The following is an 11,628-nucleotide window of genomic DNA, read 5'->3' as shown; positions in this document are numbered from 1 at the left end:
GCTTTAATTCTAATGATTGCGAAAATTAATCTATTTCTTCGAAATCAACATAATCACCTACCTGTTTATTTGAAGTTTTTGTTTGAGGCATTTTATCTATGGTCACTTCTCCTTCCTTTTTAGCCGATTCTTTTCTTGGTGCTTTTTGAAATTGCCCAAATTGTCCTCCAAAACGCTCTTCAGCCTTTTTAGAAACATATTTCATCAAGAAAGGAGCAAAAATTCTCGACAGTATTTTTAAACCGTAATAAACTAACGCAATTATAAGTATGGTTCTTAATAACCCCATTTTTTAACTTTTGATTGTAATTTATAGCAAAAATACAATTCTATCTCCTGAAAAAAAGCCGAAAAATGATAAAAAAACTATAAAATATCTATATTTGAACAACCTTTAACAACTTCATATTTAAAGTTTTTTTAACCAAAGCTTATGAACCTACTAAAATCCACGCTGTTTTTTCTGTTATGTTTAGTAACATCGCAAAGCTATTGCCAATACACAGAAGTTATTAACTCCAATAGACCTGGTGTTTCAAGAAGTGCTTTTTCTGTAGGAACCAATGTGGTGCAATTTGAAGCAGGCCCCTATTTTTTAAAAGAAAAAAGAACCCCGGCAGCCGCTTATGAAGCCTCTGGATTTGGTATCGACTTTGCTGCTAGGTATGGTTTACTATGGGAACCTTTAGAAATAAGTATTGAAGGCACCTACCAAAACGATACGCAAACATACACATCGACATACGATTACGAGTATAATCGCTCAAATTTTAAATTTTTCACCATTGGGGCCAAGTATTTGGTATTTGATCCTTTAAAAAATAAACTTGAAGAAAAGCCAAATTTATACAGTTGGAAAGCTAACAGAACCTTTAAATGGAAATCATTAATCCCTGCAGTTTCTGTTTATCTAGGTGGTAACATCGATGGTGCAGACAATCCATTCACTGCTCCAGGCGTTGAAGGTTTTAGTCCAAAGGTAATGATTGCTACGCAAAACAATTTTGCCAATGGTTGGGTTTTCGTCATGAACTTCATTAAAGACAGAATAGGCACCGATCAATCTGACTTCCAGTATATTTTAACATTAACCCATGCTGTAACCTTGAAATGGGTTATATTTGCCGAAACTCAGGGGATAAAGAGTGATTTCTACGCCGATAATTTATTTAGACTAGGAGCTGCATATTTATGGAATAAAAATCTTCAATTGGATAGTGCAATTACATTCAATACTAAGGACACTCCTGCAGTTTTTAGCGTTAATTTTGGCGCCTCATATCGTTTAGATTTTCACAAAGACAAAAGACCTAAAGTCGATAATTTTGTTGAAGATGAGGAAAACGGCCTACCTAATAACTTAGGCAACACCGACCAAAAGAATGCGAAACCTGAACCTATTGAAAAAAGAAAAAAAGAAGACGTCGATTTTGACTAACTCTAATTAGTTATTCAAAAACCGATTACAGAAGTATGATAAAATTAAAAGAGGTTAAAACTAAAAAGGATCTAAAAGCATTTGTAAAATTTCCTTTCAAACTATATAAAGACTCTAAATATTGGACACCCCCAATTATAAGTCAAGAAATTAAATCGTTTAACAAAAAAGAAAACCCTGTTTTTAATGATGCAGAAGCACGTTTGTTTTTAGCATATAAAAATAATGAAATCGTTGGACGCGTTGCAGCTATAGTTAATTGGCTTGAAATTAAAGGCCAGAACCAAAAAAAAATGCGTTTTGGGTGGTTTGATTTTATTGATGACCTTGAAGTATCTCAAACACTGTTAGACAAGGTTGAAGAAATAGGTAGATCTTATAATTTAGAATATACTGAAGGCCCTGTTGGTTTTTCAAACCTCGACAAAGTAGGTGTTTTAACAGAAGGGTTTGAATCCTTATCATGTATGGTTACATGGTACAACCACCCCTATTACATTAAACATTACGAAGCAGCTAACTATAGGGTTGAAAAGACATATTCTGAGAGTGTTTTTCCTTTCGAAAATGTGAAACCAGAATTTTTCTTAAAAGCACAAACCTTAATAAAAAAGAGGTATCAATTAAGCGCCTTAAATTTCACTAAAACAGCCGATGTTATGCCGTATGTGGATAAAATGTTTGATTTATTTAACCAAACATACGCCTCATTATCATCATTTGTTGCTATTAACGATATACAAAAGGCTTATTTCAAGAAGAAATTTATCAGTTTTATAAATCCGGAATACATAAAGTTTGTTGTTGATAGCAAAAAAGAACTTGTAGCTTTTGCTATTGTTATGCCTTCTTTTTCTGAAGCCTTGCAAAAAGCAAAAGGCCGACTTTTCCCCTTTGGATTTAAATACATCTTAGATGCTAAAAAAAACAGTAAAACTGCCGATTTCTATTTAATTGGTGTCCATCCCGATTATCAAAATCGAGGCGTTCATGCCATAATATTTAACGAATATTACAATACATTTAAGGAAAAAGGTATAGAAACCTGTTATAGAACGCCAGAACTCGAGGACAACGAAGCTATCAAAAAAATATGGAAGCATTTTGATCCTGTCGTTATCAAAAGAAGAAAAACGTTTAGAAAAGAACTATCTTAAAATAAAAAATCCGATTCAATTTTGAATCGGATTTTTTATTTATTTATATTATTTACAAACTATTCACCCATTGCTGCCATAACCGCTGCGGATAAACGCTTATAAGTACCGTTTTCTAAACGCTCACGAATAGCATCAAAAGCATCTAACGTTTCTGAAACATCTTCTAATGTATGCGTTGCTGTTGGGATTAATCTTAATAAAATCATACCCTTAGGTATTACAGGATACACAACTATAGAGCAAAATATACCGTAATTTTCACGTAAATCACGAACCAAAGCCATAGCTTCAGGAATACTACCTTTTAAATACACAGGAGTCACACAACTTTGTGTCGTACCAATATCAAATCCACGTTCCTTTAAACCAGACTGCAAGGCATTCACATTCTCCCATAATTTATTTTTCAATTCAGGCATGGTTTTAAGCATTTCTAAACGCTTAAGTGCTCCAACCACCAATTGCATTTGCAATGATTTTGCAAACATTTGCGAGCGTAAATTATATTTTAAATAGTCAATAATTTCCTGATCTCCAGCAATAAAAGCTCCTGTACTAGCTAAGGATTTTGCGAAAGTGGCAAAATACACATCAATATCAGCTTGAACACCTTGCTCTTCTCCTGCTCCTGCACCAGTAGCTCCTAAAGTTCCAAAACCATGAGCATCATCAACAAATAATCTAAAGTTGAATTTCTTTTTAAGTGCAACAATTTCTTTTAAACGTCCTTGCTCTCCTCGCATACCAAATACACCTTCAGAAATAACCAAAATTCCACCTCCGGTTTGTTCGGCCATTTTTGTAGCACGTTCTAAATTTTTCTCTAAACTTTCTACATCATTGTGCTTATATGTAAAACGCTTACCCATGTGTAAACGTACACCATCAATAATACAAGCATGTGCATCTACATCATAAACAATAATATCATCTTTTGCTACCAATGCGTCTATTGTAGACACCATACCTTGATAACCAAAATTTAAAAGATAAGCTGCTTCTTTCTGAACGAAAGAGGCCAATTCGTTTTGAAGTTTTTCATGTAAGTCGGTGTGTCCAGACATCATTCTAGCCCCCATTGGATACGCAGATCCGTATTGCGCAGCCGCTTCAGCATCCACCTTTCTTACTTCTGGATGATTGGCTAAACCTAGGTAATCATTAATACTCCAAGTGATTACGTCTTTCCCTTGAAATTTCATACGATTTGAAATTTCACCTTCTAGCTTTGGAAAAACAAAATAGCCTTCAGCTTGAGACGCCCATTTTCCTAATGGTCCCTTATCCTTATAAATTTTATCAAATAAATCTCTCATTTATTATAAATCTTGTTGCGATTAAGTTATGGTAAACTTTAAACTCTAACACTTTCCATCAACATCATATTAACGTCGAAAATGATATAAAAAAAAGTAAGTTTGGTTTGAAGTCAATTGGCGCGAAATTAAATATTTATTCGCATTGAACATAATTTTTACTGCTCAATTATTTGTTAAATGAAAAAAGAGATCATTTTTTACATTTATAGTAAAAGATAATCTCTTTGAACAAACTTCATAAAGAAGTTATTTTATATACTGAATGTTTTCTGCAACTTCATTGATGCTATCAAAAAATCCTTGGTCACTCATCCATTTATCACTATAAACTTTACTCATATATCTTGCTCCATGATCGGGAAAAATTATAACAACTTTATCATTTTCACTAAATTCACCATCTTCTTCAAGCTGCTTAATTGCTTGCATCGCGGCACCTGAAGTGTATCCTACGAGCATGCCTTCGGTTCTAGCTAGTTCTCTAGCAGTGTGTGCACTTTCTTCATCAGTAACTTTTACAAATTTATCAATCACATCAAAATCTGTGGCACCAGGTATTAAATTCTTGCCTAAACCTTCAATACGATATGGATAGATTTCTTTTTCGTCAAACTCTCTGGTTTCATGATATTTTTTAATCACAGACCCAAAAGCATCTACTCCTATTACTTTTATATTTGGATTTTGTTCCTTTAAATACTTAGCTGTTCCTGAAATGGTCCCTCCTGTTCCGCTACATGCTACAAGATGCGTAATTTCACCTTCTGTCTGGTTCCAAATTTCTGGACCTGTTGAATGATAATGTGCATCGATATTTAACTGATTAAAATACTGATTGATATACACAGAACCTTTCATTTCGCTATGTAATCTTTTGGCGACTTCATAATAAGAACGCGGATCATCGGCACTAACATGCGCAGGGCACACATAAACCTTTGCCCCCATCGTTTTAAGCATGTCGATTTTATCTGGCGATGACTTTGAGCTCACAGCAAGTACACAATCGTATCCTTTAATAATACTAACCATAGCGATACTAAATCCAGTATTGCCAGAAGTTGTTTCGATTATGGTATCACCTGGTGTAAGAATGCCTTTTTTTTCTGCTTGCTCAATAATGTAAAGTGCTATTCTATCTTTAGAAGATTGTCCTGGATTAAAGGATTCAACTTTCGCGTAAAAATCTCCTTTAAATTCAGAAGTTATTCGATTAAGTTTGATAAGAGGTGTGTTTCCCACCAAATCCAATACGTTGCTATAAACCTGATTTCTTTGTTCCATAAATGTTTTTTAGAAACTGCTTACTTTATGAAGCAAAACAGCTTAAAACCGTACAAAAGTAAAACTTTTTTTTTTACTTACCACGAATTCCTTCTAAATCTAATAAAAACGCATATTCAAGAGCAATTTCTTTTAAACTTTCAAAGCGTCCTGAAGCCCCTCCATGACCAGAATCCATGTCGGTATGAAGTAATAATTTATTGGAATCTGTTTTCTCCTTTCTTAATTTTGCTACCCATTTAGCAGGCTCCCAATATTGTACTTGAGAATCATGGAGACCTGTTGTAACTAACATATTAGGATATTCTTGAGCTTTTACATTATCATAAGGTGAATAGGACTTCATATAATGATAATATTCTGCCTCGTTTGGATTACCCCATTCGTCATACTCTCCTGTTGTTAAAGGTATGGTATCATCGAGCATGGTTGTAACAACATCTACAAAAGGCACTGCTGCTAATACACCATGATATAATTCAGGATTCATATTAATAACAGCTCCCATAAGCAATCCGCCAGCTGAACCTCCATAAGCATAAAGGTGTTTATTTGAGGTGTAATTTTGCTCTATTAAATACTTAGAACAATCAATATAATCGGTAAATGTGTTCATTTTAGTAAGTAACTTACCATTTTCATACCACTCACGGCCTAAATACTCCCCGCCTCTTATATGTGCTATGGCATAAATAAAACCACGATCAAGCAAGCTTAAACGCACGGTAGAAAACGAAGGATCTATGGTAGAACCATACGAACCGTAAGCATATTGCAATAAAGGTGCTGATCCGTCAAATTTTACTCCTTTTTTATACACTAATGATATAGGTACTTTTACGCCATCACGCGCTGTTGCCCAAATACGTTTCGATTCGTAATTTTCTTTCTTGAACTTTCCACCAAGAACTTCCTGCTCCTTTTTAATCTCACTTTCTTTTGTCTTGAAATTATAGTCAATAACCGAACTTGGTGACGTTAACGCGTTATAAGAATACCTTAAAAAAGGACTTTCAAAATCTGGATTATTTCCAATATATGCAGTATAGGTTTCGTTCTCAAAAGGTATATAATAATCCTCTTTTCCATCCCAACTGATAATACGCAGTTTATTGAGTCCGTTTTCACGCTCATTCACCACTAAATAGTCATTAAAAATCTCTATATCCTCAATTAAAACATGGTTTCTGTGAGGGATTACATCTTCCCAAAACTCCTTTGAAGTGTCCTTTAAATTCGTATTAGATATTTTGAAATTTGTTGACTTATCCATATTGGATATGATGTAAAAACTATCATCATAATGAGCAATATTATACTCTAAGTTTTCGGTACGTTCCTGAAAAATCTTAAAATTTTCGTCTGGGGTATCAGCATTTAAAAAACGATATTCTGAAGACAAGGTACTCGATGAACCTATAATAATATACTTCTTAGATTTTGACTTATAAACAAAGGTATTGAAGGTTTCGTCTGCTTCATAAAACACCTCTACATCATCTTTACTATCTGAATGAATTTTATGTTTAAATACTTTTTCTGAACGTAAAGTAACGGGGTCTTTTCGTGTATAAAAAAGTGTTTTATTATCGTTTGCCCATACTGCACTTCCTGTGGTATTTTTTATTTCATCAGAATAAATTTCACCAGTCACTAAATTTTTAATTCGAATGGTGTATTGCCTTCTACTCACTAAATCTACAGCAAAAGCTGCCATAGTATTATCTGGGCTAATTGACAGTCCGCCGAGATTAAAATAAGCTTGATCTTTAGCCATGTCATTACAATCGAAAAGTACTTCTTCTTTGGCTTCTAAAGTACCTTTTTTTCTTGTATAGATAGGGTAATCTTTGCCAGCTTCATATTTTGTGATGTACCAATAACCATTTAGTTTATAAGGTACCGACGCATCATCCTCCTTTATTCTCGATTTCATCTCTTCAAAAAGCGTTTTCTGAAAGTCCTTAGTGTGTGCCATCAAGGCTTTCGTATAATCATTTTCTTTATTAAGATAATCGATCACCTCAGGGTTTTCTCTATCATTTAACCAATAATAGTTATCAATTCTATCATCGTTATGGATACTTAATTTATGAGGAATTTGTTTTGCTATAGCAGCTTGAACCTGAGTTGTTTTTTCTATCATCTTATTATCTTTTTTACAAGAGTGGGCAAAAATAAGGCTTAAGATGATAATATAAACTTGAATTTTTTATTTTATACGATTTACATTTTTAAATTTAAGTATTTTATAGTTAAGAAAGGTATGAATTCGTGTTAATCGTTCAGAAGTAAATCATATGGTTATAATCTCAAGCTATTCTGAGGTTTTTAGTTGATTTCATTAAATTCTTTACTAATTTTGTAAATAATCAAAAAAAAGAAAATTATGTTTGGAGATATGATGGGAATGATGGGAAAACTTAAAGAAACCCAACAAAAAGTAGAAGACACCAAAAAGCGCTTAGACACCGTTTTGGTTGACGAAAACAGTCATGACAACAAATTAAAAGTAACATTAACAGCCAATCGTACTATTAAGTCTATTGACATTGACGAAAGTTTATTAAATGACAAAGAAGAACTGGAGGATTACTTAATTCTTACACTAAATAAAGCCATTGCAAAAGCTACTCAGGTAAACGAATCTGAATTAGCTGCGGTTGCTAAAGAAGGCATGCCTAACATTCCAGGGATGGATTTATTTAAATAAGCAGAGATTTTAACATCTTTTTTAATTGCAGAAATAGTAAAATAAATGAAATTCTCTTATTTTTAGTTTCTAAATCTTAAATTTCAAAAATATGTTCGAACTATTTCAAAGTGAAAACAACGACAAGTACTATTTTCATCTGAAAGCAAAAAATAATCAAATTATTCTAGCTAGTCAAGGTTATGCTGATAAATCTGGTGCCAAAAACGGTATTGAATCTGTAAAAACTAATTGCAGTGACGATTCTAAATTTGAACGCAAAACAGCTTCAAACGGAAAATTTCATTTTAATATCAAAGCGGCTAACGGACAAATTATTGGATCAAGCCAGATGTATGCTTCTGAAGCTGGAATGGAAAACGGCATTGAATCGGTAAAAACCAATGCGCCTACAGCTGAAGTTAAGGAAAAAGAAGCTTAATTCAATAGTTATTGAAAAATTGATTTCAATCTAATTTATTTTTCAGCTAGCTTTTTTAATATTTCTAAAAATCTATTATGCATGGTATCATCATAATTTAAATGTGTTACCATGCGTAATTTCTTATTGCCCATACCAATGATATAAATTTGTTGATCAGCGAGGTCTTGAACAAATTTCTTTTCATCCATAGCCTCATTCAATTCAAAAATAACAATATTAGTTTCAACAGGTTCTACAGACTTAACTACTGATAACTGTGTTAAAAACGCTCCTATTTCTTTGGCCTTTTTATGATCTTCTTTTAATCGTGTAACATGGTTATCCAAGGCATAAATTCCAGCTGCAGCTAGATATCCCGCTTGCCTCATGTTGCCTCCAAATATTTTTCGAACCCGCAAGGCATCTTTCATGATTTTAGCATCACCAACCAGCACGGAACCGACAGGACAGCCCAAACCCTTACTTAAACACACTGATATCGTATCGAAAACTTTACCATACTGAGCAATGGAATCGTTGGTTTCTACAAGGGCGTTCCATAAACGAGCACCATCTAAATGAAAACCAAGACCATTTTCTGCACAAACTTGTCTAATGGCTAGAATCTCTTCAAAATCCCAACAAGCCCCTCCTCCTTTATTGGTTGTATTCTCTATTTCAACCAAACTGGTTTTACTATAGTAATAATCGTCAGGATTAATAGCTTCAATAACCTGCTTCGCAGTAAACATGCCGCGGTTACCATCAATCAATTTACAAGAAACCCCGCTATTAAATGAAGCGCCACCAGATTCATAATTATAAATATGTGCATATTTATCACAAATAACCTGTTCTCCTGGATTGGTATGTAATTTAATAGCTGTTTGGTTGGCCATAGTTCCACTAGGAAAAAACAAAGCAGATTCTTTACCAAACATATCGGCCACCTTTTGCTCTAACATATTTACTGTGGGATCTTCTCGAAATACATCATCACCAACTTCAGCTTGCATCATAGCGGTTAACATATCGTTTGTAGGCTTTGTTACCGTATCACTTCTTAGATCTATATTCATCATGAAATTTTAATGTAAAACTATAAAATTATGCTTAGAATGTTTTTCCCTCCTCTATTAAATCCTATTTTTGTTCAAAAGAAAATGAGATATGATAACATCCGATCAAATTAAAGATCTTAACACCCGCCTTGACAAACTTAGGCACTATCTTTGACATAGATGCCAAGCTTATAGAAATCCAAAACGAAGAAGAACAGACCTTCGATCCCAACTTTTGGAATGATCCCAAATCTGCTGAAATACTCATGAAATCGCTTCGTGTGAAGAAAAAATGGGTAGAAGATTATAAAAATGTAAAGTCCCTTATTGAAGAGCTGGATTTGCTTTATGAATTTTATAAAGAAGGTGAATATACGGCTGAAGAAGTTCAAACGCACTACGATAAAACTGCTACTTTTTTAGAAGACATTGAATTTAAAAATATGCTTTCTGAAGAAGGTGATAGTTTAAGTGCTGTACTTCAAATTACGGCAGGTGCAGGCGGAACAGAAAGCTGTGACTGGGCCAGTATGCTTATGCGTATGTACTTAATGTATGCCGAAAAAAGTGGCTTTAAAGTTAAAGAACTTAACTTTCAGGAAGGCGATGTTGCTGGGATAAAAACCGTAACCCTGGAACTTGAAGGTGATTTTGCTTTTGGTTGGTTAAAAGGTGAAAATGGTGTTCATCGATTGGTGCGTATTTCTCCTTTTGATAGTAACGCCAAGCGCCATACCAGCTTTGCCTCGGTCTACGTTTACCCTTTAGTTGATGATACTATTGAAATTGAGATTAACCCTGCTGATATTGAAATTACCACTGCACGTTCTAGCGGTGCTGGAGGACAAAACGTTAATAAGGTTGAAACCAAAGTTCAGCTACATCATAAACCAACAGGCATTCAAATACAATGTTCTGAAACCCGTTCACAACACGATAACCGATCTCGTGCTATGCAAATGTTGAAATCGCAGCTTTATGAAATTGAACTTCAAAAACAATTAGCGCAACGCGACGATATTGAAGCAGGCAAAATGAAGATTGAATGGGGAAGTCAAATTCGAAACTATGTGATGCATCCCTATAAACTTGTGAAAGATGTGCGTACCGCTCATGAAACGGGAAATGTTGACGCTGTAATGGATGGTAATATTGACGAATTTCTTAAATCCTACCTCATGATGATGGGACAAAAAGTAGAAGACGACAATCAATTATGACCAAAATAAATACCATAATATTCGATCTTGGCGGTGTGCTTATCGATTGGAATCCAGAATATTTGTTTTTAGAGGTCTTTAAAGGAGACCGTCAAAAAATGCGTTGGTTTTTTGACCATATTTGTACCAGTGACTGGAATGAAAATCAGGATGCGGGTTATCCCTTGACAAAAGCCACTGAAGACTTGGTTAAACAGCACCCCAAATATGAAAAAGAAATTAGACTTTTTTATGGCGAATGGGAGCGCATGCTAGGTGGTGCCATACAAGGTACCGTAGATATCCTAAAAAAACTTATTGATTCTAAACAATATAAAGTGGTCGCTTTAACCAATTGGAGTGCCGAAACATTTCCTATTGCTCAAGAAAAATTTGAATTTTTAGAATGGTTTGAAGGCATTTTGGTTTCAGGAGAAGAAAACACTAGAAAACCATTCGAAGCAATTTATAAGCTCACTTTAAAACGCTTTAATATTGATGCTGAAAAAGCTATTTTTATTGATGATAACCTAAGAAACATTGAAGCAGCCAATAAACTGGGTATTCATGGTATTCATTTCACATCAGCAGAAAACCTTGAAAACCAATTAAAAAACTATAACATTCAATTATCATGATTAAAATATACCACAATAATAGATGTAGTAAATCTCGAAGTGGTTTACAAATTCTTGAAAACTCAGGAAAGGAATTTGAAGTTGTTAAATATTTAGAAAATACACCTTCAGAAAAAGAACTAAAGGAAATCATTAATCTTCTAGGTATTGAGCCCATAGCTTTGGTTAGAAAAAATGAAGTCATTTGGAAAAGTGATTTTAAAAACAAAGACTTATCAAATGACGATATTATTAAAGCTATGGTTGAAAATCCTAAATTAATAGAGCGTCCTATTGTTATAAATGGCGATAAAGCTGTAATAGGAAGGCCTCCTGAAGCTATTTCTGAAATTATTTAACAGTTTTTATTAACATAACATTAACCCTTTCCGGCTAAACCATCATATAAATTTGCAGTCGTAGTAAACATACCT

General features: G+C 33.9%; 12 protein-coding genes. 7 read left to right on the top strand and 5 right to left on the bottom strand.

The genetic code is table 11. From position 1 onward, the window contains the following. Positions 1-25 precede the first annotated feature (25 nt). Positions 26-289 (bottom strand): DUF4834 family protein, encoded by a 264-nt coding sequence (locus C1A40_RS14940; protein WP_102996594.1) that lies wholly within the window; start codon positions 287-289, stop codon positions 26-28. A 144-nt stretch (positions 290-433) separates the two neighbouring features. Between C1A40_RS14940 and C1A40_RS14935 the strand changes: the two genes are divergently transcribed. Both C1A40_RS14935 and C1A40_RS14930 read left to right on the top strand, forming a co-directional pair. Next, positions 434-1,438 (top strand): transporter, encoded by a 1,005-nt coding sequence (locus C1A40_RS14935; protein ID WP_102996593.1) that lies wholly within the window; start codon positions 434-436, stop codon positions 1,436-1,438. A 35-nt stretch (positions 1,439-1,473) separates the two neighbouring features. Continuing rightward, complete coding sequence (locus C1A40_RS14930; RefSeq protein WP_102996592.1) at positions 1,474-2,595, top strand: GTP cyclohydrolase; 1,122 nt, start codon at positions 1,474-1,476, stop codon at positions 2,593-2,595. 59 nt (positions 2,596-2,654) lie between these two features. Here C1A40_RS14930 and capB read toward each other — a convergent pair whose 3' ends face one another. The 3 genes from capB to C1A40_RS14915 form a co-directional block, all read right to left on the bottom strand. After that, a complete protein-coding gene (capB, locus tag C1A40_RS14925; RefSeq protein ID WP_067148268.1) occupies positions 2,655-3,914 on the bottom strand; it encodes a cysteate-C-fatty acyltransferase in 1,260 nt (419 codons plus the stop codon). A 249-nt stretch (positions 3,915-4,163) separates the two neighbouring features. Then, a complete protein-coding gene (gene capA, locus C1A40_RS14920) occupies positions 4,164-5,201 on the bottom strand; it encodes a cysteate synthase (RefSeq protein WP_102996591.1) in 1,038 nt (345 codons plus the stop codon). A gap of 73 nt (positions 5,202-5,274) precedes the next feature. Next, positions 5,275-7,347, bottom strand: coding sequence for a S9 family peptidase (locus C1A40_RS14915; protein WP_102996590.1), 2,073 nt, complete (start codon positions 7,345-7,347; stop codon positions 5,275-5,277). 243 nt (positions 7,348-7,590) lie between these two features. On the opposite strand from C1A40_RS14915, the gene C1A40_RS14910 reads away from it, so the two are divergent. Both C1A40_RS14910 and C1A40_RS14905 read left to right on the top strand, forming a co-directional pair. Then, the gene (locus C1A40_RS14910; protein WP_102996589.1) at positions 7,591-7,914 is read left to right on the top strand and encodes a YbaB/EbfC family nucleoid-associated protein; all 324 of its coding nucleotides are present in this window, start codon (positions 7,591-7,593) and stop codon (positions 7,912-7,914) included. A gap of 91 nt (positions 7,915-8,005) precedes the next feature. Next, complete coding sequence (locus tag C1A40_RS14905; protein WP_102996588.1) at positions 8,006-8,335, top strand: YegP family protein; 330 nt, start codon at positions 8,006-8,008, stop codon at positions 8,333-8,335. A gap of 35 nt (positions 8,336-8,370) precedes the next feature. On the opposite strand, the gene C1A40_RS14900 is transcribed toward C1A40_RS14905, so the two are convergent. Continuing rightward, positions 8,371-9,396, bottom strand: coding sequence for a threonine aldolase family protein (locus C1A40_RS14900; protein ID WP_102996587.1), 1,026 nt, complete (start codon positions 9,394-9,396; stop codon positions 8,371-8,373). A gap of 91 nt (positions 9,397-9,487) precedes the next feature. Between C1A40_RS14900 and prfB the strand changes: the two genes are divergently transcribed. The 3 genes from prfB (at position 9,488) to arsC (ending at position 11,553) form a co-directional block, all read left to right on the top strand. Then, positions 9,488-10,598, top strand: a protein-coding gene (gene prfB / locus C1A40_RS14895) for a peptide chain release factor 2 (RefSeq protein ID WP_158651380.1) whose coding sequence is annotated in 2 segments (ribosomal slippage) — positions 9,488-9,550 and positions 9,552-10,598 — 1,110 coding nt in all. Because the reading frame shifts where the segments join, the coding sequence is not laid out codon by codon here. Further along, positions 10,595-11,215, top strand: a complete 621-nt coding sequence (locus C1A40_RS14890; protein ID WP_102996585.1) for an HAD family hydrolase — start codon at positions 10,595-10,597, stop codon at positions 11,213-11,215. The genes prfB and C1A40_RS14890 overlap by 4 nt, the downstream gene beginning before the upstream one ends. After that, entirely contained in the window at positions 11,212-11,553 is a 342-nt protein-coding gene (gene arsC, locus C1A40_RS14885; protein ID WP_102996584.1) for an arsenate reductase (glutaredoxin), read from the top strand. Before C1A40_RS14890 ends, arsC begins: the two co-directional genes overlap by 4 nt. Positions 11,554-11,628 lie beyond the last annotated feature (75 nt).

This window comes from Tamlana carrageenivorans (assembly GCF_002893765.1).
Taxonomy (GTDB): Bacteria; Bacteroidota; Bacteroidia; order Flavobacteriales; family Flavobacteriaceae; genus Pseudotamlana; species Pseudotamlana carrageenivorans.
The sequence above is the reverse complement of the archived record's forward strand: the minus strand, read 5'-3'. Positions and strand labels throughout refer to the sequence as shown.

What these genes read in the sequence shown, in the direction of transcription:
- C1A40_RS14940 (WP_102996594.1), bottom strand. Translation starts at nt 289, where the DNA reads ATGGGGTTATTAAGAACCATACTTATAATTGCGTTAGTTTATTACGGT.
- C1A40_RS14935 (WP_102996593.1), top strand. Translation starts at nt 434, where the DNA reads ATGAACCTACTAAAATCCACGCTGTTTTTTCTGTTATGTTTAGTAACA.
- C1A40_RS14930 (WP_102996592.1), top strand. Translation starts at nt 1,474, where the DNA reads ATGATAAAATTAAAAGAGGTTAAAACTAAAAAGGATCTAAAAGCATTT.
- capB (WP_067148268.1), bottom strand. Translation starts at nt 3,914, where the DNA reads ATGAGAGATTTATTTGATAAAATTTATAAGGATAAGGGACCATTAGGA.
- capA (WP_102996591.1), bottom strand. Translation starts at nt 5,201, where the DNA reads ATGGAACAAAGAAATCAGGTTTATAGCAACGTATTGGATTTGGTGGGA.
- C1A40_RS14915 (WP_102996590.1), bottom strand. Translation starts at nt 7,347, where the DNA reads ATGATAGAAAAAACAACTCAGGTTCAAGCTGCTATAGCAAAACAAATT.
- C1A40_RS14910 (WP_102996589.1), top strand. Translation starts at nt 7,591, where the DNA reads ATGTTTGGAGATATGATGGGAATGATGGGAAAACTTAAAGAAACCCAA.
- C1A40_RS14905 (WP_102996588.1), top strand. Translation starts at nt 8,006, where the DNA reads ATGTTCGAACTATTTCAAAGTGAAAACAACGACAAGTACTATTTTCAT.
- C1A40_RS14900 (WP_102996587.1), bottom strand. Translation starts at nt 9,396, where the DNA reads ATGAATATAGATCTAAGAAGTGATACGGTAACAAAGCCTACAAACGAT.
- C1A40_RS14890 (WP_102996585.1), top strand. Translation starts at nt 10,595, where the DNA reads ATGACCAAAATAAATACCATAATATTCGATCTTGGCGGTGTGCTTATC.
- arsC (WP_102996584.1), top strand. Translation starts at nt 11,212, where the DNA reads ATGATTAAAATATACCACAATAATAGATGTAGTAAATCTCGAAGTGGT.